Annotated in this window: 25 protein-coding genes and 1 pseudogene; 15 read left to right on the forward strand and 11 right to left on the reverse strand. The window is 68.2% G+C overall.

Annotated elements, in window-relative coordinates:
- Positions 1-113 precede the first annotated feature (113 nt).
- Both ahpC and ahpF read left to right on the forward strand, forming a co-directional pair.
- Positions 114-677 (forward strand): alkyl hydroperoxide reductase subunit C, encoded by a 564-nt coding sequence (ahpC, locus tag DI624_RS13940; protein ID WP_291539695.1) that lies wholly within the window; start codon positions 114-116, stop codon positions 675-677.
- 144 nt (positions 678-821) lie between these two features.
- A complete protein-coding gene (gene ahpF / locus DI624_RS13945) occupies positions 822-2,408 on the forward strand; it encodes an alkyl hydroperoxide reductase subunit F (RefSeq protein WP_291539697.1) in 1,587 nt (528 codons plus the stop codon).
- Positions 2,409-2,418: 10 nt separating this feature from the next.
- Here the strand turns inward: ahpF and DI624_RS13950 are convergent, their stop codons facing one another.
- The 3 genes from DI624_RS13950 to DI624_RS13960 all read right to left on the reverse strand — a co-directional run bounded on the left by DI624_RS13950 (position 2,419) and on the right by DI624_RS13960 (position 5,002).
- Positions 2,419-2,928: a GNAT family N-acetyltransferase gene (locus DI624_RS13950; RefSeq protein WP_291539699.1), complete on the reverse strand. Its 510-nt coding sequence runs from the start codon at positions 2,926-2,928 to the stop codon at positions 2,419-2,421.
- 116 nt (positions 2,929-3,044) lie between these two features.
- Positions 3,045-4,319: an FAD-dependent oxidoreductase gene (locus DI624_RS13955; RefSeq protein WP_291539700.1), complete on the reverse strand. Its 1,275-nt coding sequence runs from the start codon at positions 4,317-4,319 to the stop codon at positions 3,045-3,047.
- A gap of 32 nt (positions 4,320-4,351) precedes the next feature.
- Positions 4,352-5,002 carry an alpha/beta hydrolase gene (locus DI624_RS13960; protein WP_291539702.1) on the reverse strand — a complete coding sequence of 217 codons (651 nt, stop codon included), beginning with the start codon at positions 5,000-5,002 and terminating at the stop codon, positions 4,352-4,354.
- A 158-nt stretch (positions 5,003-5,160) separates the two neighbouring features.
- Between DI624_RS13960 and DI624_RS13965 the strand changes: the two are divergent.
- From DI624_RS13965 to DI624_RS14000, 8 genes and pseudogenes are all read left to right on the forward strand, one after another.
- A pseudogene (locus tag DI624_RS13965) lies at positions 5,161-5,576 on the forward strand (Rrf2 family transcriptional regulator).
- A complete protein-coding gene (locus DI624_RS13970; RefSeq protein WP_291539704.1) occupies positions 5,573-6,712 on the forward strand; it encodes a cysteine desulfurase family protein in 1,140 nt (379 codons plus the stop codon). The pseudogene DI624_RS13965 and the gene DI624_RS13970 overlap by 4 nt, the downstream one beginning before the upstream one ends.
- On the forward strand, positions 6,712-8,178 hold the full coding sequence (gene sufB, locus DI624_RS13975; RefSeq protein ID WP_291539705.1) for a Fe-S cluster assembly protein SufB: 1,467 nt from the start codon (positions 6,712-6,714) through the stop codon (positions 8,176-8,178). The genes DI624_RS13970 and sufB overlap by 1 nt, the downstream gene beginning before the upstream one ends.
- Positions 8,179-8,187: 9 nt before the next feature.
- Positions 8,188-8,937, forward strand: coding sequence for a Fe-S cluster assembly ATPase SufC (gene sufC / locus DI624_RS13980; RefSeq protein WP_291539707.1), 750 nt, complete (start codon positions 8,188-8,190; stop codon positions 8,935-8,937).
- Positions 8,934-9,956 (forward strand): Fe-S cluster assembly protein SufD, encoded by a 1,023-nt coding sequence (gene sufD, locus DI624_RS13985; RefSeq protein ID WP_291539709.1) that lies wholly within the window; start codon positions 8,934-8,936, stop codon positions 9,954-9,956. Before sufC ends, sufD begins: the two co-directional genes overlap by 4 nt.
- A 164-nt stretch (positions 9,957-10,120) precedes the next feature.
- Complete coding sequence (locus tag DI624_RS13990) at positions 10,121-11,317, forward strand: cysteine desulfurase (protein ID WP_291539739.1); 1,197 nt, start codon at positions 10,121-10,123, stop codon at positions 11,315-11,317.
- Between the two features lie 4 nt (positions 11,318-11,321).
- Positions 11,322-11,711 carry an SUF system Fe-S cluster assembly protein gene (locus DI624_RS13995; RefSeq protein ID WP_291539710.1) on the forward strand — a complete coding sequence of 130 codons (390 nt, stop codon included), beginning with the start codon at positions 11,322-11,324 and terminating at the stop codon, positions 11,709-11,711.
- On the forward strand, positions 11,711-12,106 hold the full coding sequence (locus DI624_RS14000) for an iron-sulfur cluster assembly accessory protein (protein ID WP_291539712.1): 396 nt from the start codon (positions 11,711-11,713) through the stop codon (positions 12,104-12,106). The genes DI624_RS13995 and DI624_RS14000 overlap by 1 nt, the downstream gene beginning before the upstream one ends.
- 63 nt (positions 12,107-12,169) lie before the next feature.
- Here the strand turns inward: DI624_RS14000 and DI624_RS14005 are convergent, their stop codons facing one another.
- The 5 genes from DI624_RS14005 to DI624_RS14025 all read right to left on the reverse strand — a co-directional run bounded on the left by DI624_RS14005 (position 12,170) and on the right by DI624_RS14025 (position 18,113).
- Complete coding sequence (locus tag DI624_RS14005) at positions 12,170-12,919, reverse strand: 1-acyl-sn-glycerol-3-phosphate acyltransferase (protein WP_291539714.1); 750 nt, start codon at positions 12,917-12,919, stop codon at positions 12,170-12,172.
- A 30-nt stretch (positions 12,920-12,949) separates the two neighbouring features.
- Complete coding sequence (locus tag DI624_RS14010) at positions 12,950-14,008, reverse strand: GGDEF domain-containing protein (protein WP_291539716.1); 1,059 nt, start codon at positions 14,006-14,008, stop codon at positions 12,950-12,952.
- Positions 14,009-14,118: 110 nt separating this feature from the next.
- The gene (locus tag DI624_RS14015) at positions 14,119-15,666 is read right to left on the reverse strand and encodes a DEAD/DEAH box helicase (RefSeq protein ID WP_291539718.1); all 1,548 of its coding nucleotides are present in this window, start codon (positions 15,664-15,666) and stop codon (positions 14,119-14,121) included.
- 194 nt (positions 15,667-15,860) lie between these two features.
- Complete coding sequence (locus DI624_RS14020; RefSeq protein ID WP_291539720.1) at positions 15,861-17,030, reverse strand: MFS transporter; 1,170 nt, start codon at positions 17,028-17,030, stop codon at positions 15,861-15,863.
- A 45-nt stretch (positions 17,031-17,075) separates the two neighbouring features.
- A complete protein-coding gene (locus tag DI624_RS14025; RefSeq protein WP_291539722.1) occupies positions 17,076-18,113 on the reverse strand; it encodes an aldo/keto reductase in 1,038 nt (345 codons plus the stop codon).
- An 88-nt stretch (positions 18,114-18,201) separates the two neighbouring features.
- On the opposite strand from DI624_RS14025, the gene DI624_RS14030 reads away from it, so the two are divergent.
- Positions 18,202-19,110, forward strand: coding sequence for a LysR substrate-binding domain-containing protein (locus tag DI624_RS14030; RefSeq protein ID WP_291539724.1), 909 nt, complete (start codon positions 18,202-18,204; stop codon positions 19,108-19,110).
- 56 nt (positions 19,111-19,166) lie between these two features.
- On the opposite strand, the gene DI624_RS14035 is transcribed toward DI624_RS14030, so the two are convergent.
- On the reverse strand, positions 19,167-19,628 hold the full coding sequence (locus DI624_RS14035; RefSeq protein ID WP_291539726.1) for a hypothetical protein: 462 nt from the start codon (positions 19,626-19,628) through the stop codon (positions 19,167-19,169).
- Positions 19,629-19,722: 94 nt separating this feature from the next.
- Here DI624_RS14035 and DI624_RS14040 point away from each other — a divergent pair, with 94 nt between their 5' ends.
- Entirely contained in the window at positions 19,723-20,586 is an 864-nt protein-coding gene (locus DI624_RS14040; protein WP_291539728.1) for a 50S ribosomal protein L11 methyltransferase, read from the forward strand.
- Positions 20,587-20,588: 2 nt separating this feature from the next.
- Here DI624_RS14040 and DI624_RS14045 read toward each other — a convergent pair whose 3' ends face one another.
- Entirely contained in the window at positions 20,589-21,362 is a 774-nt protein-coding gene (locus DI624_RS14045; RefSeq protein ID WP_291539730.1) for an SDR family NAD(P)-dependent oxidoreductase, read from the reverse strand.
- Positions 21,363-21,488: 126 nt separating this feature from the next.
- Here DI624_RS14045 and DI624_RS14050 point away from each other — a divergent pair, with 126 nt between their 5' ends.
- From DI624_RS14050 to DI624_RS14060, 3 genes are read left to right on the forward strand one after another with little or no spacing between them, the layout of a single operon-like run.
- Positions 21,489-23,294 carry an aminopeptidase P family protein gene (locus DI624_RS14050; protein WP_291539732.1) on the forward strand — a complete coding sequence of 602 codons (1,806 nt, stop codon included), beginning with the start codon at positions 21,489-21,491 and terminating at the stop codon, positions 23,292-23,294.
- An 18-nt stretch (positions 23,295-23,312) separates the two neighbouring features.
- Positions 23,313-23,702: a CidA/LrgA family protein gene (locus DI624_RS14055; RefSeq protein WP_291539734.1), complete on the forward strand. Its 390-nt coding sequence runs from the start codon at positions 23,313-23,315 to the stop codon at positions 23,700-23,702.
- Positions 23,699-24,391 (forward strand): LrgB family protein, encoded by a 693-nt coding sequence (locus DI624_RS14060; protein ID WP_291539735.1) that lies wholly within the window; start codon positions 23,699-23,701, stop codon positions 24,389-24,391. Before DI624_RS14055 ends, DI624_RS14060 begins: the two co-directional genes overlap by 4 nt.
- On the opposite strand, the gene DI624_RS14065 is transcribed toward DI624_RS14060, so the two are convergent.
- Positions 24,357-26,120, reverse strand: coding sequence for a patatin-like phospholipase family protein (locus DI624_RS14065; protein ID WP_291539737.1), 1,764 nt, complete (start codon positions 26,118-26,120; stop codon positions 24,357-24,359). The genes DI624_RS14060 and DI624_RS14065 overlap by 35 nt on opposite strands.
- Between the last annotated feature and the right edge of the window lie 177 nt (positions 26,121-26,297).

Genomic DNA, 26,297 nt, shown 5'->3' on the forward strand with positions numbered 1-26,297 from the left:
TGACGCGGTCCATAATTTAAATCTATCCAATATCAGAAAATAAGTGATTGGGCTTATTGGGCGCGGTGCGGTAGGAAAGGGCCTCCCAACCACCCTTGCATTGGATTTTCCGCATGGCTCTCATCAACACGACCCTCAAGCCGTTCACCGCCGAAGCCTATAAGGACGGCAAGTTCGTGACGGTCACGGAAGCCGACGTGGCGGGCAAGTGGGCGGTCTTCTTCTTCTATCCTGCCGACTTCACCTTCGTCTGCCCGACCGAGCTGGAAGACCTGGCCGACAACTACGCCGAGTTCCAGAAGCTGGGCGTCGAAATCTATTCGGTGTCGACCGACACCCATTTCTCACACAAGGCCTGGCATGATTCCTCGCCGGCCATCGGCAAGATCACCTACACCATGCTGGGCGACCCTTCGGGCGTCGTGACCAACAACTTCGACGCCATGCGCCCGGGCGTGGGCCTGGCCGACCGCGCGACCTTCCTGGTCGACCCGGACGGCGTGATCCAGTTCACCGAGACCACCTCGGAAGGCATCGGCCGCAACGCCGCCGAACTGCTGCGCAAGGTCAAGGCCGCGCAATATGTGCGCTCGCACCCCGGCGAAGTCTGCCCGGCCAAGTGGGAAGAAGGCGAAGCCACCCTGGCGCCGTCGCTCGACCTCGTCGGCAAGATCTAAGACCCGTTCCGCCTATCGGATCCGGCCGGGAGCGAGGCTCCTGGCCGGGCCCAACCGGCCCGCGCGCCGGACCTGCCCGCGATCGCCTCGCCGCCACGGCTGGAAGGCGACGCCCCCGATCCACATCATTCCGAGGAGCCCGCCATGCTGGACGCCAATCTGAAATCTCAGCTCGAGGGCTATCTCAAGAACATCGTCCATCCGGTGGAGCTGGTCGCCTCGCTGGGCGCCGGTCCCAAGTCGCAGGAGTTGAAGAGCCTGCTGGACGACATCGTCTCGGTGTCGCACGGCAAAGTGGAGATGGGCCGCGACTTCGACGATGCGCGCCAGCCCAGCTTCCTGATTCGCCGCAAAGGCACGGACATCGGCGTACGCTTCGCCGGCATTCCGCTGGGCCACGAGTTCACCTCGCTGGTCCTGGCCCTGTTGCACGTCGGCGGCCATCCATCCAAGGCGGCGCAGGAGGTGATCCAGCAGGTCAAGGACCTGGACGGCGACTATCTGTTCGAAACCTATTTCTCGCTGTCGTGCCAGAACTGCCCCGACGTGGTGCAGGCGCTGAACCTGATGAGCGTGATCAATCCGCGCATCAAGCACGTCGCCATCGAGGGCGGCCTGTTCAAGGACGAGGTGGACGCGCGCAAGATCATGGCCGTGCCGACCGTCTTCCTGAACGGCGAACTGTTCGGCCAGGGCCGGATGGAGCTGGAGCAGATCGTCGCCAAGATCGACAAGGGCGCCGAGACGCGCGCGGCCGAGAAGATCCGGTCCAAGGACCCGTTCGACGTCCTGGTGATCGGCGGCGGCCCGGCCGGCGCGGCGGCGGCCATCTACACGGCCCGCAAGGGCATCCGCACCGGGATCGCGGCCGAACGGTTCGGCGGGCAGGTGCTGGACACCATGGCGATCGAGAACTTCATCTCGGTGCCCCATACCGAAGGGCCGAAACTGGCCGCCCATCTGGAGCAGCATGTCCGCGAGTACGAGGTGGACGTCATGAACCTGCAGAAGGCGGCCAAACTGGTTCCGTCCGACGTGCCGGGCGGGCTGCACGAGGTGGTGCTGGAGAACGGCGCCAGCCTGAAGTCGCGCACGGTGATCCTGTCGACCGGCGCGCGCTGGCGCCAGATGAACGTGCCGGGCGAGGACCAGTACAAGAACAAGGGCGTGGCCTATTGCCCGCACTGCGACGGGCCGCTGTTCAAGGGCAAGCGGGTGGCGGTGATCGGCGGCGGCAACTCGGGCGTCGAGGCGGCCATCGATCTGGCGGGCATCGTCGCCCATGTGACCCTGATCGAATACGACAGCGAACTGCGGGCCGACGCCGTCCTGCAAAGGAAGCTGGCGACCCTGCCGAACGTGCGGATCGTCACCTCGGCCCTGACGACCGAGGTCCACGGCGACGGCGAGAAGGTGACGGGCCTGTCCTACAAGGACCGCAACTCCGACGACCGTCACGACGTCGATCTGGAAGGCGTCTTCGTGCAGATCGGCTTGGTGCCGAACACCGAATGGCTGCATGGGGCGGTGGCCCTGACCCCGCGCGGCGAGATCGAGGTCGATCATCGCGGAGAGACCTCGCAGCCTGGCGTCTTCGCCGCCGGCGACGCGACGACCGTGCCCTACAAGCAGATCGTCATCGCCATGGGCGAGGGCTCCAAGGCGGCGCTGTCGGCCTTCGACTACCTGATCCGCACCGTGCCGGCGGAAGAGGCGGCTGAGGCGGCGTAAGACGCAGCCATCAAGCCGTCGGCTTGAGCAGGGCGTAGATGTCGCTGGCGCCGGCGACTTCGCCAAGCTGGGGGCGCGCCTCCCAGTTCGCGACGGTGGATTCATAGCGAAGCCCGGCCTTGCGCAGGACAGCGGCGGACCCGGCGTTTCCCGGATGGCAGGTCGCCCAGACCCGATGGATCGCGGGTTGAGCGATCGCCCACGCGACCACGGCCGATGCGGCTTCGCTCGCGAAACCCCGGCCCCAGAAGGCGTCGCCGAGGATGTAGCCGATGCTGGCCTTTGGCGGCGTCAGCTTCAACTCCAGCGATCCTAGAAACCGGCCTGACGCCGTCTCCATGACCGCCCATGGGAATGCGGCGCCTGACGCCCAGCAGTCTTCGCACCGCATCGAAAAGGCCAGACTGTCGGCGGTATCGCGGTGCGTCGGGAAGGGCATGAAGCGGGTCGGCAGAGCCTTGCCCGCATAGGTGTGGAAAATCGCGTCGGCATCCGACCGTTCAATGGGCCGAAGACGCAAACGCGTCGTCTGGAATTCCTCTGGCGGTCGCATTCGATGATGATGCGCTTTAGGGGCGCCTGCCCGCAATGGCTCAGACTCGTTGTGCGGCCCGACTTCGAAACACGCGGACCGCGTCAGTGCAGCTTCAATCGGCCGGAGACGCGGCGGTGGAGGAGGCGCGACAAGGCCAGCAGGGCGGTGCGGCGCACGCCCAGTATGGCGCGGTGATGGTCCAGGTGCAGGGCCATATAGGCCCATTTGGCGATCAGCCCCTCGATCAGGAAGTTCGGTCCGCCCAGGCCGCCCATCAGCGAGCCGACGCCCTTGTCGCCGCCCAGCGACACCAGCGATCCCTGATCGCGATAGACGTAGGGGCCATGATCGCGGGAAGGGTCGGCCAGGGCTCGGGCCAGATAAGCCGCCTGCTGGGCCGCCGCCTGGGCGCGGGCGGGAACGGGGCGGCCGTCCGGTCCGGGCGCCTCGGCGCAGTCGCCCATGGCGTAGATTCCGGGCGCCGAGGTGCGCAGATGGTCGTCGACGACGAACTGGTTCAGCCGGCCGGTCGCCAGCCCCAGGTCGCGGTTCGTCTCGGCCGCCTTGACCCCGGCGGCCCAGACGATCAGGTCGGCGGGCACGGGACCCTTCGACGTGTCCAGCCGGTCGGGATGGACGGCGGCGACCTTGGCGTCGGTCAGCAGGCGCACGCCTTTGGCTTCCAACGCATGGGCGGCCTTGGCGGACACGCGCTCGGGCAGGCCGCCCAGGATGCGCGGCGCGGCCTCGACGATGGTGACGGCCAGGTCGAACTTCTGGTCCGGGGTCAGGCCGGCGGACAGCTCGTCGTGGCCCTCGATCAGTTCGGTGGACAGTTCGACCCCGGTCGCCCCTGCGCCGACGATGGCGATGTTCAACAGGCGCTCGTCGGAATAGGCGGCCGCAAGGAAGGCCGAGGTCAGCCGCCGGTTGAAGGCCTCGGCGTCCGCGACATCCTCCAGCAGATGGGCGTGTTCGGCCGCGCCCTGCGTGCCGAACAGGTTCGAGCCGCTGCCGACGGCCAGGACCAGGGTGTTGAAGGACAGGGTGCGCGGCGCGACCAGGGGGGCGCCGTCGTCGTCGCGAATCTCGGCCAGGGTCAGGGTCCTGGCGGCCGGGTCCAAGCCGGTCAGGTCGCCGAAGGCGAAGCTGAAATGATTGCGCCGCGCCAGGACCGGATAGGACAGGCCCTCCTGGTGCGAATCCAGCGACCCGGCCGCGACCTCGTGCAGGCTGGGCTTCCACAGGTGGAAGATGGAGCGGTCGATCAGCAGGACGCGACGGCGGCCCTCGCGCGCGCCGAACCTGCGGCCGAGGCGGGCGGCCAACTCCAGACCGCCGGCCCCGCCGCCGATGATGACGATGTCGTGCTGCATTCAGGTCTCCTGGGGACGACCTGAATCTAGGATTACGCCGGCTTTTCTTCCAGCCGTTTGTCCAGATAGGCGCCGACGCGGCGTTCGACGGCGCCGATGTGGTCCTGCCAGAAGTGGCTGGCGCCGTCTTCCAGTTCGTAGTCGATGACGATGCCCTTCTGGGTGCGCAGCTTGTTGACCACGCGTTCGACCTCGACCGGCGGAACGATGGTGTCGGCGGCGCCGTGCAGGAACAGGCCGGACGCCGGGCACGGGGCCAGGAAGCTGAAGTCGTACATGTTCGACGGCGGCGAGACCGAGATGAAGCCGTCCGTCTCGGGCCGGCGCATCAGAAGCTGCATGCCGATGTAGGCGCCGAACTGATAGCCGGCGACCCAGGTCTGGCTGGCGCCGGGATTGCCGGCCTGGAGCCAGTCCAGGGCCGTGGCGGCGTCCGCCAGCTCGCCGATGCCGCTGTCGAACTCGCCCTGGGACTTGCCCACGCCGCGCGAATTGTAGCGCAGGGTGGCGAAGCCGCGTTGCTGGAACAGCTGGTGCAGGGTGACGGCGACCGGGTTGTTCATGTGCCCACCCGCCTTGGGGTGGGGATGCAGGATCAGCGCGATCGGGGCGTTCGGGCGCTTGCCCGGGGAATAGCGGCCCTCGATGCGACCGGAGGCGCCGGGCAGGATGACTTCAGGCATAGGGGCTCTGGAATCCGTTCAACTGTCGTTTCGCGAGTGCGTAATACTTGACCGCGGAGGTGGGACTTTATAAGTCCCTCCGCAAGCGCGCCGCCTTTGCGAAGGCGCGGGTTCTAGCACAGGAGCCCCGAAAAGCGCGCAATTTTTGAAGGTGCGAGATGCGTCTGTCGACCAAGGGACGATACGCCGTGATGGCGATGGCCGATCTGGCCAAGAACGGACGCGGCGAGGGCGGCGACAGCTGTTCGCCCGCCTGAGGAAGAGCGAACTGGTCAAGAGCGTGCGCGGACCGGGCGGCGGATACCGTCTGGCCAAGGCGGCGCACGAGACGGTGGTGGCCGAGATCGTGCTGGCGGTGGACGAGCCGATCCGGGCGACGCGGTGCGTAGCGCATGGATCGCCCAAGGGCTGCATGCTGGCCGGCGAGCGCTGCATCACGCACAATCTGTGGGAAGACCTGGGCGACGAGATCCATCGCTATCTGGCGGGCGTGTCGCTGGAGGATGTGGTGATGAACCGCACGGGTCAGCGGCGGCGCAACGTCGATAGCGCGGCCGTGGGGGTGGCGGCATGAGCGCGGCGTATCTGGACTACAACGCCTCCGGCCTGGTGCGGCCCGAGGTGCTGGAGATCATGGCCAGGGCCCTGGCTGACAACGGCAATCCGTCGGCGGTCCATGCGGCCGGACGGCGCGCGCGGGCGCGGGTCGAGACGGCGCGCGCCCAGGTCGCGGAACTGGTCGGGGCCGATCCGACGGCGGTGGTTTTCAACTCGGGCGGCACCGAGGCCAACGCGCAAGGGATCGCCAGCGCCCTGGCGGCCGGATGCGAACGGCTGATCGTCTCGGCGACCGAACATCCGTGCGTGGCCGAGGCGGCGGCGAATGCTGGCGCGCCTGTCGAGGTGCTGCCGGTCGATGCGAACGGCGTGGTCGACCTGGACTGGCTGGCTGAGGCGCTGACGCGGCCTGGCCGGGCGGTGGTCGCGATCCACCATGCGAACAACGAAAGCGGCGTGATCCAGCCGATCGCCGAGGCGGCGAAGCTGGTGCGGGCGGCGGGCGGCTGGCTGCACGTCGATGCGATCCAGTCGGCGGGCAAGATCGCGGTCGACATGCGGACGCTGGACGCGGATACGCTGACCCTGTCGGCGCACAAGCTGGGCGGGGCGCAGGGCGTCGGCGCGCTGGTGCTGAAGGAAGGCGTGTCGGGCGTCCGCATCCTGCACGGCGCCGGACAGGAACGAGGCCTGCGCGCAGGCACCGAGAACGTGCCGGGCATCGCCGGTTTCGGCGTGGCGGCCGATTGCGCGGCCCGCGATCTGGAGACGATGCAGTCGCATGTCGCCTGGCGCGACGCGGCCGAGGCCAAGGTTCAGGCCGCCGGGGCGACCATCATCGGCGCCGCTGCGCCGCGCCTGCCCAACACCCTGTTCATGGCGGTGGAGGGCTGGAACAGTCCTCAACAGTTGATCACGCTTGATCTGGCGGGGGTCATGGTGTCGGCGGGGTCGGCCTGTTCGTCGGGCAAGGTCAAGCCGTCCAAGACCCTCAGCGCCATGGGGCTGGAGCATCTGGCGACCGGGGGCGTGCGCGTTTCCGGCGGCTGGGGCACGGTCGAGAGCGACTGGGTGCGGTTCGCCGACGCCTGGGTCGCCGCCTACAACAAGCACAAGACGCGCGCCGCCGAGCGCGTGAGAGAGGTCGCCTGATGGCCGCCGTCAAGGAAACCATCGACGCCGTCGCCGCGCTGGAGAAGTACGAGCACGGTTTCACGTCCGACATCGAGACGGAATATGCGCCCAAGGGGCTGAGCGCCGAGATCGTGCGCTTCATTTCCGAAAAGAAGGGCGAGCCGGAATGGATGCTGGAATGGCGTCTGGCCGCCTATGAGCGCTGGCTGGCGATGGAGGAGCCGACCTGGGCGGCGGTCCGTTACGAGCCGGTCGATTATCAGGATCTGTTCTACTATGCGGCGCCCAAGAAGAAGGATGGGCCCAAGTCTCTTGACGAGGTCGATCCCGAAATCCTGGAAATCTACAAGAAGCTGGGCATCCCGCTGAAGGAGCAGGAGGTGCTGGCCGGGGTACAGGGCGCGCCCAAGGTTGCCGTGGACGCCGTGTTCGACAGCGTGTCGGTGGTCACGACCTTCAAGGAAGAACTGGCCAAGGTGGGCGTGATTTTCATGCCGATTTCCGAGGCCTTGCGCGAATATCCTGATCTGGTGCGGCAATACTTGGGGTCGGTGGTGCCGGTCTCGGACAACTATTTCGCGGCGCTGAACAGCGCGGTCTTTTCGGACGGGTCGTTCGTCTACATTCCGCCCGGCGTGAAATGTCCAATGGAGTTGTCGACCTATTTCCGCATCAATGCGAGCCAGACGGGCCAGTTCGAGCGGACGCTGATCATCGCTGACAAGGGCGCTTACGTCTCCTATCTGGAGGGCTGCACCGCGCCGATGCGCGACGAGAACCAGCTGCATGCGGCCGTGGTCGAGATCGTGGCGCTGGACGACGCCGAGGTGAATTACTCCACCGTCCAGAACTGGTATCCCGGCGACGCCGAGGGCAAGGGCGGCATCTACAACTTCGTGACCAAGCGCGCCGACTGCCGGGGTGATCGGTCCAAGGTGTCATGGACCCAGGTCGAGACCGGCTCGGCCGTCACATGGAAATATCCGTCCTGCATCCTGAAGGGCGAGGAGTCGTCAGGCGAGTTCTATTCCATCGCCATCACCAACGGACATCAGCAGGCCGACACCGGCACCAAGATGATCCACCTGGGCAAGAATTCGAAGTCGCGGATCATCGCCAAGGCGGTGTCGGCGGGTCGATCGGACTCGACCTATCGCGGTCTGGTCTCGGTGCATCCAAAGGCGACGGGGGTGCGCAACTTCACCCAGTGCGACAGCCTGCTGATCGGCAAGGAGTGCGGCTCGCACACCATCCCCTATATCGAGGCCCGCAACGGCTCGGCCCAGCTGGAGCACGAGGCGACGACGACGCGCCTCTCGGACGACCAGCTATTCTACGCGCAACAGCGCGGCCTGTCGCAGGAAGAGGCGGTGGCCCTGCTGGTCAACGGCTTCGTCCGCGACGTGATGCAGAAGTTGCCGATGGAATTCGCCGTCGAGGCGCAGAAACTGGTGGCGATCAGCCTTGAAGGTTCGGTCGGGTAAAGAAAAACAATGCTGAAGATCAACAACCTCCACATCTCCGTCGGCGACAAGCCGATCCTCAAGGGCCTGACGCTCGATGTGCCCACGGGCGAGGTGCACGCCATCATGGGGCCGAACGGGGCGGGCAAGTCGACGCTGGGTTACGCCCTGTCGGGACGGCCGGGCTATGAGGCGACCGAAGGCGCGGTCGAATGGGCGGGCGAGGACCTGCTGGCGCTGGATCCGGCTGAGCGGGCGGCCAAGGGCGTGTTTCTGTCGTTCCAGTATCCGATCGAGATTCCCGGCGTGCCGGCCCTGACCTTCGTGCGGACGGCGCTGAACGCGCAGCGGCGCGCGCGGGGCGAGGAGGAGGTGGCGGCGCCGGCCTTCCTGAAGCTGGTTCGCGAGGCGTCCAAGGCGCTGAAGATGGACTTCGACATGCTGAAGCGGCCGCTGAACGTCGGCTTCTCCGGCGGTGAGAAGAAGCGGATGGAGATCCTGCAGATGGCTCTGCTGGAGCCGTCGCTGCTGATCCTGGACGAGACCGATTCCGGCCTTGACATCGACGCCCTGCGCATCGTGTCGGAAGGGGTGAATGCGCTGCGTCGTCCTGACCGCGCCATGCTGGTCATCACCCACTATCAGCGCCTACTCGACTACATCAAACCGGACCGGGTGCATGTGCTGGCCGGCGGTCGGATTGTGGCCTCGGGCGGACCGGAGTTGGCGCTGGAGCTGGAGGCGGAAGGGTATGACAAATATCTTCTGGAACCGGCATGAGCGCGGCCTTCGCCATTGATCTGACCGACGCCGATACCTTTCCGTCGCGGCGGAACGAGGCATGGAAATACAGCGATCTGAAGCGGTATCTTCGCGAGGCGCCGCAGCCGTCCCCCTCGGCGGCGGTGGGGCGGCCGGGACCGTTCTACGACCTGGGCGGAGAGGCCATCGTCTTCGTCAACGGACGGGCCGTGGGGGTGACGGATTTCATCGCCTCCGGCCAACAGACGTTGCGCCTGCGTTATGTCTCGGATGCGACAAGGACGGGCCATACGGCCGGGGCGCGGGTGTCGGCGCGGGCCGGGGCGCGACTGCTGCTGCTGGAAAGCCACGAGGGCGCCGGCTCGGCCTATGCAGCCCACAACACGCTGGAGCTGGACGTGGCGGCCGGGGCCGAGGTGACGCGGGTGGTTCTGGTCGAAGAGCCGGAGGACGCCATCTCCATCGCCGAGGCCCACGTGAAGGTCGAGGCTGGCGGCGTCTATCGCCAGACCGTGATCGCCACCGGCGCGAAACTGCAACGGATCGAGACCCGCATCACTCATTTCGCCCAGGGCGCTCAGGTCCAGGCCGACGGCCTGTATCTGCTGAACGGATCGCGCCATGCGGACCTGACCAGCGTGGTGCGCCACGTCGAGCGTGACGGCGCAACGTCGCAACTGATCAAGGGCGTGGCGCGCGACGCCGCGCGCGGCGTCTTCCAGGGCAAGATCGTGGTCGAGCGCGGGGCCGACGGGACCGATGCGCGCATGGGCCATCACGCCCTGATCGCCTCCGAACGGGCCGAGATCGACGCCAAGCCGGAACTGATCATCTACGCCGACGACGTGCAGTGCGCGCACGGCAATACGGTGGGGGCGCTTGACGAGAGCGCCCTGTTCTACATGCAGCAGCGCGGCGTTCCGGCCGACGAGGCCCGCGCCCTGCTGACCCAGGCCTTCCTGATCGAGGTCATCGACCGGATCGAGCACGAGGGCGCGAGAGAGGTGGCGCGGGAATGGCTGACGGCTCGGTTGTGACTAATCCTCCCCTGCACAGCGAAGCGGAGCGGGGGAGGGGGACCGCCGGAACGGCGGTGGAGGGGGCGACCCCAGACACCGGCCTTGCGTGCGCCCCCTCCACCCCTTCGGGGTCCCCCTCCCCCGTGAACGGGGGAGGATCGGTCGTGTTCGATCCTTATGCCGTGCGGGCGCAGTTCCCGATCCTGTCGCGGGAGGTGAACGGCAAGCCCCTGGTCTATCTGGACAACGCCGCCTCGGCCCAGAAGCCGCGCGCGGTGATCGACGCCCTGGTCGCGACGATGGAGAGCGGCTACGCCAACGTCCACCGCGGCTTGCACACCCTGTCGAACGAGGCGACCGAAGCCTTCGAAAAGGCGCGCGAGATCGTCGCCCGCTTCCTGAACGCCGAGAGCGCCGAACAGGTGGTCTGGACCAAGGGCGGGACCGAGGCGATCAATCTGGTGGCCAACGGCTTGGGCCTGTCGATCCAGCCGGGCGACGAGATCGTCGTGTCGGAGATGGAGCATCACTCCAACATCGTGCCGTGGCATCTGCTGCGCGAACGGCGCGGGGCGGTGATCAGATGGATCCCGGTGCAGGACGACGGGTCGCTGGACATGGCGGCGTACGTCGACCTGCTGGGACCAAAGACGCGGATGGTCGCCGTCACCCATATGTCGAACGTGCTGGGGACCATCAATCCGGTGGCGGAGATCACCCGTCTCGCTCATGCGGCGGGCGCTCAGGTTCTGATCGACGGATGCCAGGGCGCGGTTCATGCGACGCCGGACGTCCGGGCCATCGGCTGCGACTTCTATGTGCTGACGGGCCACAAGCTGTTCGCCCCGACCGGCATCGGCGCCCTGTATGGCAAGGCCGAGGCGCTGGAGGCCCTGCCGCCTTATCAGGGCGGCGGCGAGATGATCGAGACGGTCGAGCGGGACCGCGTGACCTACGCCAAGCCGCCGCACAGGTTCGAGGCGGGCACGCCGCCGATCCTGGAGGCCATCGGCCTGGGCGTGGCGCTGGAATGGCTGGCGCAGTACGACCGGACGGCGGTGCAGGCGCACGAGCACGCCCTGTATCGACGGGCGGCAGATCGGCTAGGCGACGAACCCTGGCTGCGCATTCTTGGACAGGCGGAGGGCAAGGGCGCCATCCTGACCTTCGCCGTCGAGGGCGCCCACGCCCATGACGTGGCCCAGATCATGGACCGTTACGGAGTCGCCGTGAGGGCGGGCCTGCATTGCGCCGAACCGCTGGCGAAAAGAATGGGGGTGACGTCGAGCACCCGCGCCTCCTTCGCCCTATATAACACCGTGGAGGATACGGACGCCTTCGTGGATGCGCTGATCAAGGCGCGGAACTTCTTCGTGTAAGCCGATGACAGACGAAACGATTCAGGACAGCGACGCCTTCAAGGAGGCCTGGGACGAACCCCAGAAGAGCGCCCTGTCGCAGGCCGAGCTGGACACCCTGACCGAAAACCTGATCGAGGCGCTTAAGACCGTCTACGACCCGGAAATCCCGGTCGACATCTATGAACTGGGCCTGATCTATCGCGTCGACGTCAACGACGACCGCGATGTCGTGGTGGACATGACCCTGACCGCCCCGGGCTGCCCGGTGGCGGGCGAGATGCCGGGCTGGGTCGAGACAGCGGTCGAGAAGGTCGACGGCGTGCGCAGCGCCAAGGCCAATCTGGTGTTCGATCCGCCGTGGGACGCCTCCAAGATGAGCGACGAGGCCAAGCTGGCCCTGAATATGTTCTGATGACCGAGCTTCAGACCACATCCCGCCCGCGTCGCCCGCGCCCCAAGGCCGTCACCTTGACGGACGCCGCCGCCGCGCGCGTGCGCGAAATCCTGGACAACGCCGACAACGCTCACATCGGCCTGCGCATCGGCGTCAAGAACGGCGGCTGCGCGGGGCAGGAATACACCTTCGCCTATGCCGATGCGATCGAGCCGCTGGACGAGGTGGTCGAGGACAAGGGGGTGACGATCCTGATCGAGCCGAAGGCGGTGCTGTTCCTGATCGGCACCGAGATCGACTACGAGACGACGCGGCTGGCGTCCAAATTCGTATTCAACAATCCGAACCAGACCGACGCCTGCGGCTGCGGCGAGAGCGTGACCATCGTCCCGGCCGCCGCCGTCTCGCTTTAACCTGGAGCCTGATTCACGGCATCAGCGGAATCGCGAAGCGATTCCTCCTCAGCCGATCAGGCTTTAGGCCGGCGTATCCACCAGCACGGCCGGCGTGCCCGGCTGTCCGGTCGCCTCGGCGACCAGTTCGGCGGTGCGGGCCTCGATGACGGTTTCGAGGCGGGCCAGGAACTCGTCCTTGGGCAGGCCGACTGGGATGGGGTCGAGGAATTCCAGCGTCGCCGTTCCGGGGCGTTTCTCGTATTTCTCCTCGGGCCAGAACAGGCCGAGGTTGGTGGCCAGCGGGACGACCGGCATGTCGAAGTCGCGGTACATGTGCCAGACGCCCGAGCGATAGCGGTATTTCCGCCCGACCGGCGCCAGATGGCCTTCGGGATAGATCAGTATCTTGCGGTTCTCGCCCTTGGCCTCGGCGGCGCGCGTGGCCAGAGCCTTGCGGGCATCGTGGCCGCCGCAGGAGTTGACGACGATGGCGCCCAGCTTCTTCAGCACCCCGCCCAGCAGCGGAAACTTCTCCAGATGGTCGCCGGTGACGAAGGCCAGGTCGTCGAACTGGTCGTAGGTCGCGAACCCGTCGCCCCAGCTCTGGTGCTTGGAGGCGATGATGAAGGCGCCGACGGGCAGGCGCTCCTTGCCCAGCACCCTCAGGCGGATGCCGGCGAAGATCGCCATTGCCTGGACCATCCGCTTCACATAGCGGCGGATGACCCAGCTGGCCGGTCCGCGTCCGGGCGCCAGGGCGGCGAAGGCGGCGGTCAGCCCATAGCCGATCGACAGAATCCAATAGGCGACATTGAAGGCGAAGCTGCGCATCGGGCGATTATGCCGGAAAGCTTGACCTTGTCAGGCGACTTCTCGCGCCGCCTGGTCCATTGAGGCGGCGGTGACGCAGTTGCGGCCCTTGCGCTTGGATTCATAGAGGGCGGCGTCGGCGCGTTCCAGCAGGCAGGCGGCCGTTTCGCCCCTGCGGCGCTGAGCGAAGCCCGCCGATATCGTGACCGAGCCCAGGTTGTCGTTGGTCGAGCGTCGGCGCAGGGCGCGCGAGGCGACCTCGCTGCGGATGCTCTCAAGCGCCGCCATCACCGCGCCGGCGTTCTCGCCCGGGAAGATGACGGCGAACTCTTCGCCGCCGAACCGGGCCGCGAACCGATGCTTGCCGCATATGTTGGACAGGACGGTCGAGACGTAGCGCAAGACCTGATCGCCGGTCTGATGGCCCCAGGTGTCGTTGAACCGCTTGAAATGGTCGATGTCGAGGATGGCCAGGCCCAGGGGCGCGCCGTCGTCGGGCGCGCAGGCCGCCTCCAGCCGTTCGTCGAACGCCTTGCGGTTGGCCAGGCTGGTCAGGGCGTCGGTCATGGCGTCGCGACGGACCTGCTCCAGGTTCTCGCGCAGGCGCAGGACCTCCTTGTTTGATTTCTCCAGCCGCTTTTCCAGCACGGCCGTCTCGCGCCGCACGCGGCGGGTGGCGGTGGACAGACCCCCGACCAGCGACCTGAGCGCGGAGGCGTCGTCGGCGTTTTCCATGGTTTGCGAGGCGTCGGCCAGGGTCTCGCCGTAGTCGGCCTGGGTCTTGTGGGCCATGGCGATGGCGTTGGCGACGCTGGCCAGCTCCCGGTCCAGAACGGCGCCGACATCGCGAATCTGATCCGGCAGACGGCCGCGCGGCAGGAACTCGGCCGCCAGCATCTCCGAGGTCTTGTCGGAAATGACGCCCGACTGTTTCAGAAGCAGGCGAATCTCGCGGGCCAGGGCGCCGTCCGGGTCGCTGACGTAGTGCAGCCAGAGCTCGAAGTTCAGCGGCGTCGGCCAGACGCCCGCCTTTTCCATCTCGGCGATGACGTCACGCGCCAGGGCGTAGGCCTGTGGACCCCTGAGCGCCGTCTCGACCTGCTTGGACATTCTTCTTCCCCCGGTCCCCTTCTGGGAACGTCTCTGGGGCGGGACACTAAGGCCCGATCCGTAATGCAGGGTAAACGGCGCAGAGAAAGTCCGCGCCGCTCAGCGTTCGATCAGGCGCGAACGACCACCGGGCGGCGCAAAAAGGCTGGGATGTCGTCGCCGAAACCACGCACGCCTTGGCGCTGGCTGTCCTCGCGGGCGGGCTTGCGGTCGCCGCGGCGATCCGACTGAAGCAGTTGCGGTTCGCGGTCCGCGCGGGCGGCGCGGGGCGCCTCGACCGGCTCCGCCGGCTCGACGGCGGCGGCGACCGGAGCCGGAGCCTCGATCTCGGGTCTGGCTTCAGGACGGGCCTTGCGACGGCTGCGACTGCGCGGAGCCTCGGTCTGCTGGGCCGCCGCTGCGACGGCGGTTTCCGCCGGTTCGGGGGCGGGGGCGGCGCGCGATCGGCCGCGGGCGCGCTCGCCCGAACGCTCGCGTCCGCCGCGCTTGTCGTCGCGGCGCGGGCCGTCCTGGATGGCGGCGAAATCGACGCCGTCCAGAACCAGCTCCTCGGGGTCCTTCTTGATCAGCTTCAGCACCTTATCCAGCGACTTGTCGTCGGCCGGGGTGACGATCATGAAGGCCTGGCCCAGACGGCCCGCGCGGCCGGTGCGGCCGATGCGGTGCACATAGTCGTCGGCGTGGTGGGAGACGTCGTAGTTGAAGACGTGGCTGACGTCGGGAATGTCCAGACCGCGCGCGGCGACGTCCGAGGCGACCAGGATCTTCAGATTGCCGGCGCGGAAGTCGGCCAGGGTCTTCATCCGGTGCGACTGGTCCAGGTCGCCGTGAATGGCGGCGGCGTCGAAGCCATGCTTCTGCAGCGACTTGGCGACGATATCGACTTCCGACTTGCGGTTGCAGAAGACGATGCCGTTCTTGACGTCCGAACGTTCGATCAGGGTCCGCAGGGCGGTGCGTTTGGCCTTGGGATCGCTGGTCGGAATGCGGACCAGATACTGGGTGATGGTGTCGGCGGTCATCGCCGGCCGCGAGGCCTCGATCCGGGTCGGATCCTTCAGGAAGGCCGTGGTCAGGCGCGTGATCTCGGGCGGCATGGTGGCCGAGAAGAACAGGGTCTGGCGGCGCGGGGGCGTCAATTTGAAGATGCGCTCGATGTCGGGGATGAAGCCCATGTCCAGCATCCGGTCGGCCTCGTCGACGACCATGATCTCGACGCCCGTCAGCAGCATCTTGCCGCGTTCGAAAAGGTCCAGCAGGCGGCCCGGCGTGGCGATCAGCACGTCCACGCCCTTGTTCAGCGCCGCCACCTGGTCGCCCATGGAGACGCCGCCGATCAGCAGAACCCAGGTCAGCTTGGTCCCCTTGGCGTATTTGGCGAAGCTTTCGGCGACCTGGTCGGCCAGTTCGCGCGTGGGGGCCAGGACGATGGCGCGCGGCATCCGGGCGCGGGCGCGGCCGGTCGCCAGCCGCTCGACCAGCGGCAGGGTGAAGGCGGCGGTCTTGCCGGTGCCGGTCTGGGCGATGCCCAGGACGTCGCGTCCGGCCAGGGCGACCGGAATGGCCTGTTCCTGAATGGGGGTGGCGGTGGTGTAGCCCGTCTCCGCGACGGCCTGAAGGGTCGTGGGCGAAAGGCCCAGCTGGGAAAATTCGGTCATGAATCCTAGGGAAGAAAAAGCGTCTGCGTGCATGGCAGCGACGGAACCGCCCCTCTGTGGGCGAGCGGGCGGCGCGTATCGCAGACCTGTCCCGAGGCTGGGGGCGATATAGAAGTCCCTGCGTAAAAGTCAACTATTGCCGATATGCCGCACGGGACGCCTCGATCCGCGCCCCGGCCGTTTCCCGGACGGGTTCAACCCGAAACGGCGCTTCCCGCAGCAGCCGGCCTGCGGGTCAGCACCAGCACCAGCACCAGGCCCAGGGCCGCCGCGACGGCGCCGGCGACGGAGACGGCCGGATAGCCCAGGCCGCCGGCGATGACCGCCCCGCCCAGCGCCGCGCCGACGGCGTTGCCCAGGTTGAAGGCGCCGATGTTCATGGACGAGGCCAGGTTGGGCGCATCTGCGGCGGCGGCCATGACCCGCACCTGAAGCGGCGGCACCAGGGCGAAACTGGCCACGCCCCACAGGAAGATCAGGATCGAGGTCGGAACCGCGAACGGCATGGCGAAGGCGAAGACGGCCAGAATGGCCGACAGCCCGGCCAGGGTGACGATCAGCGTACGGTCGACGGATTTGTCCGCGAACCGGCCGCCCAGCCAGTTGCCCAGCGTCAGGCCCAGGCCATAGGTCACAAGCATGGCGGTGACGAAGGCCAGCGAGGCGTGGGTCTGTTCGCGCAGGATCGGCGCGATATAGGTGAAGACGGTGAACATGGCGCTGGAGCCGATCACCGTCAGGGCCAGGGCGGCCAGCACCGGACCGCGGCCAAGGACGCGCAACTCCGCGGCCATCTTCCCGCCGGCCGGGGCGGGCAGGTCGGGCAGGGTCAGACGAAGCGCGGCCATGACGATCACGCCGATGCCTGCGATGCCCCAGAAACTGGCGCGCCAGCCCAGGGCGTCTCCGGCCCAGGTCGCCAGCGGCACGCCCACGACATTGGCGACGGTCAGGCCCATGAACATGGCCGCGACCGCGCCCGCCTGGCGATTGGGTGGAACGAGGCTGGCGGCGACGATCGAGCCGACGCCGAAGAAGGCGCCATGGTTCAGCGAGGTGATCACCCGCGCGATCAACAGCATCGTATAGTCGGTCGAGATCGCCGACAGCAGATTGCCGGCGGTGAAGATCGCCGCGAGGCCGATCAGCAGGGTCCGGCGCGGCGCGCGGCCGGTGGTCAGGGTCATCAGAGGCGCGCCCAGCATGACGCCCAGGGCGTAGGCGCTGATCAGGAGGCCGGCCGTGGGAATGGAGACGCCCAGGTCCGTTGCGATGACGGGCAACAGGCCCATGGGCGCGAACTCGGTCACGCCGATGCCGAAGGCGCCGGCCGAGAGCGCCAGCAGGGGAGGATTCAGTTTCATTGGGAGAGAACCTTCAGAGACTTTGGTCGGCCGGGTCAGCCGGGGTCAGACGAGGGGCGGGTTCAGGCGGGCGAACCCTTCCTGCTGACGATAGGGCGTGTGGGGATAGGGCGGCAGGACATCGCTGGCGGCGTCGAGCAAAGCGATCTGGTCGGGCGTCAGGCTCCAGCCGACGGCGCCCAGGTTCTGGCGCAACTGATGTTCGTTGCGGGCGCCGACGATGACCGAGGCGACGGTCGGCCGTTGAAGCAGCCAGTTGATGGCGATCTGGGGCGCCGTCTTGCCGGTTTCGGCGGCGATGGCGTCCAGGGCGTCGACGACGCGGTACAGGTGCTCGTCCTCGACCGGCGGGGCGAAGGCGGCGGTCTGGTGCAGACGGCTGCCTTCGGGGATCGGGGCGCCGCGTCGGATCTTGCCGGTCAGCCGGCCCCAGCCCAGCGGGCTCCACACCAGGGCGCCGAGGCCCTGGTCGGCGGCGAGCGGCATAAGATCGGCCTCATAGGCGCGGCCGATCAGCGAATAATAGACCTGGTGGGCGACGAAGCGGGGGCGGCCATGCCGGTCGGCGATCCCCTGCGCCTTCATCAGCGCCCAGCCGGGATAGTTGGAGACGCCGGTGTAGCGGACCTTGCCTGCGGTCACGAGCGTCTCAAGCGTCGCCCCCACGAGCTCCTCGGCCGGGGTGGAGGCGTCGTAGGCGTGAAGTTGCAGCAGGTCGATATGGTCGGTTTCCAGGCGGCGCAGCGCGTGCTCGACCGCGCGGATCAGCCGACTGCGCGAGACGCCCCAGTCGGCGGGGCCGTCGCCGGTCGGCAGGCCGGTCTTGGTGGAGATCAGCACCTGGTCGCGGAGGCCCTTGATCGCCTGGCCCAGCACCCGTTCCGAGGCGCCGTCGGAATAGACGTCGGCGGTGTCGAAGAGATTGACCCCCGCCTCCAGGCAGATGTCGACCAGTCGGCGCGCCTCGTCCCCCTTACTGTCGCCCCAGGCCCCGAACAGCGGGCCCGACCCGCCGAAGGTCCCCGCGCCGAAGCTGAGAACGGGCACGCGCAGGCCCGAGGTTCCGAGTTGGCGATAGTCCATGGCGATGTTCCGCAGTTCGTGTTCGGACGCACAGATGGACGACAGGCCTTCGCGGGGGTAGGCAGGGTTCAGGCCAAGGATTTTTGAAATGAACGCAAAGACGCCGCCCTACGGCATGGATCGCGCGCGCGAGATGTCCGTGTTCGCGGCGGTGGCGGCGGGGGGCAGTTTCTCGGCGGCAGGGCGGGCGATGGGGCTGACGCCATCGGCGGTCAGCCGCACCCTGGATCGGATCGAGGCGCGGCTGGGCGTGCGGCTGATGCTGCGGACCACGCGGGCGCTGACGCTGACGCCCGAGGGGCAGGCCTATCTGAGCGCGGCGCGCCGCATTCTGGCCGAGATGGACGACGCCGAACAGGCCATCGCCGATCAGGGCGCGCCACGCGGGCGGCTGAGGGTCAGCGCGGCCCTGGCTCACGGCCGCCAGCAGGTCGTGCCGCTGCTGGGGGAGTTCGTGCGGCTGTATCCGCACATCCTGGTCGACATCAATCTGACCGACGTGGTGGTCGACGTGGCGGCGGGGCAGGCGGATGTGGCGATCCGGTTCGGACCGCTGGCCGACAGTCCGTTGACGGCGCGTCGGCTGGGGGACACGGGCCGGACCATCGTTGCGTCTCCCGACTATCTGGCGCGGCGGGGCGTCCCCCGCGCGCCCGAGGACCTGCACGACCACGATTGCCTGAACTTCAACTTTCGCCGCGCCGAGCCGGTGTGGCCCTTCCGCAGGGACGGGCGGGACTACGCCTTGACGGTGCGGGGCCCGATCGAGGCCAACAATGGCGAGACCCTGACCCAGCTGGCGCTGGCCGGGGCAGGGGTGACGCGCGTCGGCCATTTCAGCGTCGGCGACGCCATCTCGGCCGGGCGGCTGGTCCCGCTGCTGGAGGCGTTCAATCCGGGCGACCGGGAGCCGATACACGCCGTCTTCGTCGGCGGCGTCAATATGCCGGCCCGCGTGCGGGTGTTCGTCGACTTCCTGGCCGAACGGCTGCGTTGACGGACGAGATCGCCGGACGGGCCCGTCCGACGACCTGGGATCAGGAGGCGCCTAAATCAGCGCTTGCCGAAGATGATGTCGCCCAGCTTGGCGAAGAAGCCCTTGTTCTCGTCGACGTTGGAAACCGGGGCAGGCTTCGGCGCCTCGACGGGCTTGGGCGTGGCGGCGGGCGCCGGAGCGGCTTCGGGCGCCGGCGTAGGGGCGGCGGGCGCCCGGGCTTCCGTCTCCGGCGCGGCGGATTTTGCAGCCGGCTTTGCGGCGGCCTTCGATGCGGCCTTCGGCGTGGGGGCCTTGGGCGCAGCCGCCTTAGCAGCGGCTGGCTTAGCAGCGGCGGTTTTCGGCGCGGCGGCCTTGGCGGTCGCAGACTTGGGGGCGGCCTTCGCCGCAGGCTTGGCCGTTGCGGTCTTGGTGGCTGCGGCGGGTTTCACGGCCTTGGGCGCGGCGGTTTTCGGCGCGGCTTTCTTGGCGGTCGCCGGCTTTTCAGCGGCGGGTTTGGACGTTGACGGTGCTTTGGCCATGTATTTCCCCGACCCCTCGGTTTAGACGAACGCGAAACACGGGCCGGCAAAGCGCCGGACCGCAATGATTCGCCATGATACCGGTGTTTGAGAAATGTCCGAGTCCGCACTTCAGATAATCGCCCGGGGCGCGCGCGCCGCCGCCGAGGCCGCCGCCGCCGCCATCGACGTCGATCCGCGGCTGGAGGGCGCGACCTATTCCATCCTGGAAGAGGACGAGGATCGCGGGATGTGGCGCATCGACGCCTTCCCCACGACAGACGAAGAGGTGGAGGGCTTGAAGGCGGTCCTGGCCGACCACGAGGTGACGGTGGAGGTCGAAAAGCTGGCCGACGCCGACTGGCTGGCCATGTCGCTGTCGGGCCTGCCGCCGGTCGAGGCCGGACGGTTCTTCGTCTATGGCGCGCACGATCAGGGCAAGGCGCCCGAAGACCGTGTTCTTATAAAGATCGACGCCGGCGCCGCCTTCGGCACGGGCCACCACGGCACGACCGTCGGCTGTCTGGAGGCGTTCGACACGCTGTTGGAAACCGAGACGTTCGAGAAGGTTCTGGATGTCGGCTGCGGCACTGGCGTTCTGGCCATCGCGGCCGCCAAGACCGGATCCCCCGTCGCGGTCGGCACCGACATCGACGAACCGTCTGCCCGGATCGCCAACGAGAACGCCGAGATCAATGACGCGAAATGCGACTTCTATTTCGCGGACGGGCTGAGCGATCCGAGGATCGCCCGACACGCGCCCTATGACCTAGTGTTCGCCAACATCCTGGCCGCGCCGCTGGTGCATCTGGCGCCCGAGATCGGCGCGGCGTTGACGTCGGGCGGCGTCGCCATTCTGTCGGGCCTGTTGCGCACGCAGGAGGAGCGGGTGCTGGACGCCTATCTGCCGCTTGGCTTTACGGTCGAACAGACCATCCATCACGACGCCTGGAGCGCCCTGCAACTACGCAAGGCCTGACGTCAGTCGAAGCGGCCGAAGTCCGGCTGGCCGGTGGAGGCGGCGAGGCCGCCATCGACCGACAGGACGTGGCCGTGTACGAAGCTGGCGTCGTCGCTGGCCAAAAAGGCGACGACGGCGGCGATCTCCTCGGGCCGGGCGCCGCGGCCCATCGGGATCAGCTTGGCGAACTCGTCCATCAGGGGTTTGTTGTCTTCCATCTCCTCGGTCATGCCGGTGTGGACCAGGGTCGGCGCCACCGCATTGACGCGCACCCCGTCCTTGCCGCTGTCGCGGGCCAGCGCGCGCGTCAGGTTGGCCACGGCGCCCTTCGATATGTTGTAGCCCAGCATTTCGGCGTCGCCGCCCAGGCCCGAGATCGAAGCGGTGTTGACGATGCAGCCCTTGGTCTTCTTCAACTCGGGATAGGCGGCGCGGCAGCCGAACAGCACGCCGTCGACATTGACCGCCATCACCTTTCGATAGTCGTCCAGCGTCATGGTCTCGACGGAGCCGTCGCAGCCGACGCCGGCGTTGTTGTGAATGACGTGAAGCGCGCCGAACCGTTGGACGGCGGCCTGCACCATGGCCTCGACCTGCGTCTGGTCCGCGACGTCGACGACGCGAGTGACGACGCGCGCCGTGTCCAGGCCCGACAGGGTCTGGGCCAATCCGTCTGCATCCTGGTCTGCGGCGAGGACGCTGGCGCCTTCGGACGCGAAGCGGCGCGCCGTCGCCTGGCCGATGCCCGAGTCGGCGCCGGTGACGATTACGGTTTTTCCTGCGAAGCGAGCCATCGCATTATCCTTTCTGCATAGGGGAGGTATGCAGACAACCGGATCGGCCACGCGCCGTTCCATCAGCAGATTTTGATCGCGACGGACGGGGTTGAGCGGAACGCCGGCTGGGCCTAGGTCAGGACCATGCGCCAAACGTTCGACGAAACCACCGACCCGTCCTTCGGGGCCAGACACCTGCCCCTGCTGCGCGCAGAGATGGCGAAACAGGGACTGGACGGCTTTCTGATTTCGCACGAGGACGAGCATCAGAACGAGTATCTGCCCGCCGCCAACGAGCGTCTGGCCTGGGCCACGGGCTTCACCGGCTCGGCCGGGGCGGCGGTGGTGTTTCAGGACAAGGCCAGTCTGTTCACCGATGGCCGCTATACGGTGCAGGTCAAGGCGCAGACCGATCCGGCCCTGTTCGAGCGGCGCGACCTGAACGATTTCGCCGCCTATCTGGAGACGGCGGCCGAGGGCGCGGTCATTGGCTACGATCCCAAGCTGCACAGCCCCGACGCCCTGCTCGCCTTGAAGGCGGCGGCGCAAAAGGCGGGGGCCGAACTGAAGGCGGTGGACGCCAATCCGCTGGACCTGGCCTGGGGGGCGGATCGTCCGGCCCAGCCGACGGCGCCGGTCGTCCCGCACGAGGACGTCTATTCCGGCGAAAGCCATGCGTCGAAGCGGGCGCGCATCGGCAAGGCCGTGGCCGACGCCGGCGCGGACGCCGTGGTTCTGACCGCGCCCATGTCCATCGCCTGGCTGTTCAATGTGCGCGGCGGCGACGTGATCCGTTCGCCCCTGCCGATCGGCCAGGCCGTGGTTCGCGCGGACGGCCGCGCCAGTCTGTTTCTGGACCCGGCCAAGGTGACGAATGCGCTGCCGGCCTGGCTGGGCGATGAGATTCAGCTCGAGGCGCCCGAGCGGCTGGGCGGCGCCCTGGACGCCCTGGCGGGGCGGAAGGTGATGATCGATCCGTCGCTGTCCTCGGCCTGGTATTTCGACCGGCTGGAGCGGGCCGGGGCGACGGTGGTGCGGGCGCAGGACCCCTGCGCCATCCCCCGGGCGGCGAAGAATGCTGTCGAGATCGAAGGCAGCCGCCGGGCCCATATCCGCGACGGGGCGGCGCTGAGCCGGTTCTTGCACTGGGTGGATACGGTCGCGCAGGAGACCTTGCCGGACGAGCGCGAGGTGGTCGAGGCGCTGGAGCGGTTCCGCGAGAAGACCGGCGCGCTGAAGGACCTCAGCTTCGACACCATCGCCGGGGCGGGGCCGAACGGCGCCCTGCCGCATTACAAGCCCGTGGGCGCCACGATCCGCAAGGTGGAGAAAGGCTCGCTGCTGCTGGTGGACGGCGGGGGCCAGTATCTGGACGGCACGACGGACGTGACCCGCACCATGGCCATCGGCGAGCCGACCGAGGACCAGCGGCGCAAGTTCACCCTGGTGCTGAAATCGCACATCGCCCTGGCGACCATCCGGTTCCCGGCGGGGACCAGCGGCATGGCCCTGGACGCCGTCGCGCGGGCGCCGATGTGGGCGGCTGGGCTGGATTACGATCATGGCACGGGCCACGGCGTCGGCAGCTATCTGGGCGTCCACGAAGGGCCGCAGCGGATCGCCAAATGGGGCACGTCCCAGCCGCTGCTGGAAGGGATGATCCTGTCCAACGAGCCGGGCTATTACCGCGAAGGCCATTGGGGCATCCGCATCGAGACGCTTCAGGTCGTGACGCCGGCCGTTGTTCCCGAAGGCGGCGAACGCCCGATGCATGGTTTCGAGCAGCTGACCTTCGCACCGCTGGACCGCAAGCTGATCGCGGTCGAGTTGCTGACGCCGGACGAACGGGCCTATGTCGACGCCTATCACGCCGAGACCCTGGCCAAGGTCGGGCCGTTGCTGGACGGCGCGGCGCTGGATTGGCTGAAGGCGGCGTGCGCGCCGCTGTGACGTGAGGCCACGACCGACATGACCATGATCGGCGCCATCGCCCTGCTGCTGTTCTGTCAACTGGCGGGGGAGATCCTCCATCGGCTGACGGGGCTGCCGCTGCCGGGATCGGTGATCGGGCTGCTGCTGCTGCTGGCCTGGCTGGCGCTGGTCCCGAAGGAGCGGCCGACGCTGAAGGCGGTGACGGCCTGGCTGACGGCGCATCTGTCGATCATGTTCGTCCCGGCGGCCGTGGGGCTGATCGACGAGGGCGGCCCGTTGTCGCGATACGGGGTCGGCATCCTGGCGGCCACGGCGGTCTCCACCCTGTTGACGATGGCGGCGACGGCCCTGGTGTTCCGCTGGGCGGTCAGGCGGTTCGGGCCGCCCGACGCCGAGGCGGAGCCGCAAGAGCCGGTCGCGCCATGAGGGACCTTCTGACCACGCCCCTGTTCTGGCTGGCCGTGACGCTGGCGGTGTTCGAGGGCGCCGACCAGTTGTCGCGACGCAGCGGCCGCCATCCGCTGTGCCATCCGGTGCTGCTGGCGACGCCGGTGCTGATCGGCCTGCTGCTGGCCACGCGCACATCCTATCAGACCTATTGGGCGGGGACGCAGGCGCTGAGCTTCCTGCTGGGGCCGGCGGTGGTGGGGCTGGCGGTTCCGGTGTGGGCGCAGCGGGCGCTGATCCGGCGGCTGGCCGTTCCCATCGGCCTGGCCCTGGTCGCGGGGGCGGCGACGGCGGTGGTCAGCGCGGTGGGGATATTGGCCCTGTTCGGCGCGCCGCACGACATCCTGGCCTCCATCGCGCCGAGGGCGACCACGACGCCGGTGGCCATGGCGGTGGCCCAGCAGCTGGGCGGGGTTCCGGCCCTGGCGGCGGTGATCGTGCTGATCGCCGGAGTGATCGGCGCCATGACGGCGACGCCCCTGTTCAACGCCATGAAGATCACCGATTTCCGGGCGCGGGGCCTGGCCGTCGGCGTATCGGCCCACGGCTTCGGCGCGGCGCGGGCGTTCCAGGTCGACCAGACGGCCGGCGCCTTCGCCAGCCTGGGCATGGCGCTGAATGCGGTGGCGACGGCTACGCTTCTGTCGGTTCTGGCCCTGTTTCTCTAGGACCGGCCGTCGGGCGATGGCGGAGGCGCTGGACCGGGCAGGGCAGGGCCTCCAGCGCCGCAGTCATGGCCGCATGGCCGGCGGCGACGGGACCGTCGTAGGTCTTCCAGTCGCGGATGTCGCTGCCGCTGATCTGGGGCAGCACCAGGACATCGGCGTCGGCGCGGGCCTGCTCCATCTCGGTGTCTGTGGTGATGGTCGCCGAGCGCATCAGGATCGAGACGATGGGCGGGCCGCTCTTCCAGGCGCCGGACAGGACCCATTTCCACCAGGACGGCGGATTTTCCAGCGCCTGGGGGTCGACGCCGCGCGTCTGGGACATGTCGACGCCGACGATGGGGCCGCTGTTCAGTTGGCGCATGACGCTGGTGGGGAAGTTCTTCAGCACCGCGCCGTCCACCAGCACCTGGCCGTCGATGACGACGGGCGGCAGGACGCCGGGAATGGCGATGGAGGCGCGCATGGCCCGGCGCATCAGCCCGGTCCGGTGCACCTCGATCCGGCCCGAGGTCAGGTTGGACGACACCGCGAAGAAGGGCAGGGACAGATCGGCCAGGTCGATGTCGCCATAGGCGCGCTGCAACAGGCCCGCGACCTTGCGGGCGCGCGACATGGCGATGATGGGCACGGCCAGGTCCGACAGGGGGTCGGAATCGACAAAGGCGCGGCGGATCTCGAAATCCAGCCGTTCGTGATCCCAGCCCAGGGCCGGACCCGCCGCGACCACGGCGCCCATCGAGGCGCCGCCGGTGAAGTCGATGGGAATCCCGGCGTCCTGCAGGGCCTTGACCGCGCCGATGTGGCAATAGGCCCGCGCGCCGCCGCCGGACAGGACCAGGCCGACGGCCGTGCCGGTGACGACGCGGGCGATGCGTTCGGCGTCCGCGGCCACGCCCTCGACGCAGTGGAACCATCGGTCGGGCTGGAGCGCGTCCAGCCAGACCCGGGTGTTGGCCGGATGGTGCATCCGGGGATCGCGCAGCAGGATCAGGTCGGTCAGCCGGCGCCCGTCGCCGAAGCCGTGGCGGCGCGGCACGTTGGACGGCGGCGCCAGAAGCCCGCTGCCGACGACGAACATCCGGTCCACCTGGCGCGCGCACAGGCTGGCCCAGGCGGGCTGATCCTGTTCGGCGACATAGAGGACATAGTCGTGCGCGCCCTCCACCCGGCTGAACCATTCCGAGGCCGAGGCCAGGGCCGACTGGTCGATGACCTGACAGGTGAATCCCATCGCCTGGATGGCGGCGCCGATCCGCTCGACGAAGGCGCGGATGGGGCGGGGGCGGGCCGAGACGAAGCCGAAGACGCTGGGCTCCGACGCGCCCGCCGTGCGCTCGCGCGCCCGATGGATCATCAGTCGCGACAGTTCGACCATCAGGTCGGGTTCGGTGCGGGCGGCCTCGAAGAAGGCCTCGCGCGGCAGGGCCAGGATCTCGCTGTCACGCAGGGCGACGACGGTGGCGGTGTGGGGCGTGCCGGCCAGCATGGCCATTTCCCCCACCGGCTCGCCCGCCTTGACCACGCCCAGCAGATGGGCGGGCTGGTCCGGCTCCAGCCGGAACACGCCCAGACGCCCCGAACGCACCAGATACAGGGTGTCGGCCGGATCGCCTTCGGTGAACAGCGGCTCGCCGCCGGTCAGGGCGAACCAACTGGCCCGGTCGATCATGCGGCCCTCGAAAATGCGCGCGAGAGACGCCGCCAGCGTGTCGGGAGGAAGCGTGGCCATGATGGTGGGTTGTAGGCGAGATTCCCGCGCGGGTGAATTGGGTCCTTGCGGACGCGGCTGGTCGCCCTCGCGCTTTCGCTGCGAAGTTGGATGGAGGGCTGGGCGGAGCGCCGGGCCTTCGCCCGGAGTGTGAGTTTGTAAGTACCGTTTCGACGAAGGGTATGACGCTCCGCGCGG

This window comes from Brevundimonas sp. (assembly GCF_003248455.1).
Lineage (GTDB): Bacteria > Pseudomonadota > Alphaproteobacteria > Caulobacterales > Caulobacteraceae > Brevundimonas.

Bases quoted from the DNA above. Each gene is read 5' to 3' on its own strand.
- DI624_RS14030 (WP_291539724.1), top strand. From the start codon at position 18,202: ATGAACGCAAAGACGCCGCCCTACGGCATGGATCGCGCGCGCGAGATG.
- DI624_RS14050 (WP_291539732.1), top strand. From the start codon at position 21,489: ATGCGCCAAACGTTCGACGAAACCACCGACCCGTCCTTCGGGGCCAGA.
- DI624_RS14025 (WP_291539722.1), bottom strand. From the start codon at position 18,113: ATGGACTATCGCCAACTCGGAACCTCGGGCCTGCGCGTGCCCGTTCTC.
- DI624_RS14020 (WP_291539720.1), bottom strand. From the start codon at position 17,030: ATGAAACTGAATCCTCCCCTGCTGGCGCTCTCGGCCGGCGCCTTCGGC.
- sufD (WP_291539709.1), top strand. From the start codon at position 8,934: ATGAGCGCGGCCTTCGCCATTGATCTGACCGACGCCGATACCTTTCCG.
- sufC (WP_291539707.1), top strand. From the start codon at position 8,188: ATGCTGAAGATCAACAACCTCCACATCTCCGTCGGCGACAAGCCGATC.
- ahpC (WP_291539695.1), top strand. From the start codon at position 114: ATGGCTCTCATCAACACGACCCTCAAGCCGTTCACCGCCGAAGCCTAT.
- DI624_RS14035 (WP_291539726.1), bottom strand. From the start codon at position 19,628: ATGGCCAAAGCACCGTCAACGTCCAAACCCGCCGCTGAAAAGCCGGCG.
- DI624_RS14060 (WP_291539735.1), top strand. From the start codon at position 23,699: ATGAGGGACCTTCTGACCACGCCCCTGTTCTGGCTGGCCGTGACGCTG.
- DI624_RS14005 (WP_291539714.1), bottom strand. From the start codon at position 12,919: ATGCGCAGCTTCGCCTTCAATGTCGCCTATTGGATTCTGTCGATCGGC.
- DI624_RS14040 (WP_291539728.1), top strand. From the start codon at position 19,723: ATGTCCGAGTCCGCACTTCAGATAATCGCCCGGGGCGCGCGCGCCGCC.
- DI624_RS13955 (WP_291539700.1), bottom strand. From the start codon at position 4,319: ATGCAGCACGACATCGTCATCATCGGCGGCGGGGCCGGCGGTCTGGAG.
- DI624_RS14065 (WP_291539737.1), bottom strand. From the start codon at position 26,120: ATGGCCACGCTTCCTCCCGACACGCTGGCGGCGTCTCTCGCGCGCATT.
- DI624_RS14045 (WP_291539730.1), bottom strand. From the start codon at position 21,362: ATGGCTCGCTTCGCAGGAAAAACCGTAATCGTCACCGGCGCCGACTCG.
- DI624_RS13960 (WP_291539702.1), bottom strand. From the start codon at position 5,002: ATGCCTGAAGTCATCCTGCCCGGCGCCTCCGGTCGCATCGAGGGCCGC.
- DI624_RS14015 (WP_291539718.1), bottom strand. From the start codon at position 15,666: ATGACCGAATTTTCCCAGCTGGGCCTTTCGCCCACGACCCTTCAGGCC.
- DI624_RS13995 (WP_291539710.1), top strand. From the start codon at position 11,322: ATGACAGACGAAACGATTCAGGACAGCGACGCCTTCAAGGAGGCCTGG.
- sufB (WP_291539705.1), top strand. From the start codon at position 6,712: ATGGCCGCCGTCAAGGAAACCATCGACGCCGTCGCCGCGCTGGAGAAG.
- DI624_RS14010 (WP_291539716.1), bottom strand. From the start codon at position 14,008: ATGTCCAAGCAGGTCGAGACGGCGCTCAGGGGTCCACAGGCCTACGCC.
- ahpF (WP_291539697.1), top strand. From the start codon at position 822: ATGCTGGACGCCAATCTGAAATCTCAGCTCGAGGGCTATCTCAAGAAC.
- DI624_RS14000 (WP_291539712.1), top strand. From the start codon at position 11,711: ATGACCGAGCTTCAGACCACATCCCGCCCGCGTCGCCCGCGCCCCAAG.
- DI624_RS14055 (WP_291539734.1), top strand. From the start codon at position 23,313: ATGACCATGATCGGCGCCATCGCCCTGCTGCTGTTCTGTCAACTGGCG.
- DI624_RS13970 (WP_291539704.1), top strand. From the start codon at position 5,573: ATGAGCGCGGCGTATCTGGACTACAACGCCTCCGGCCTGGTGCGGCCC.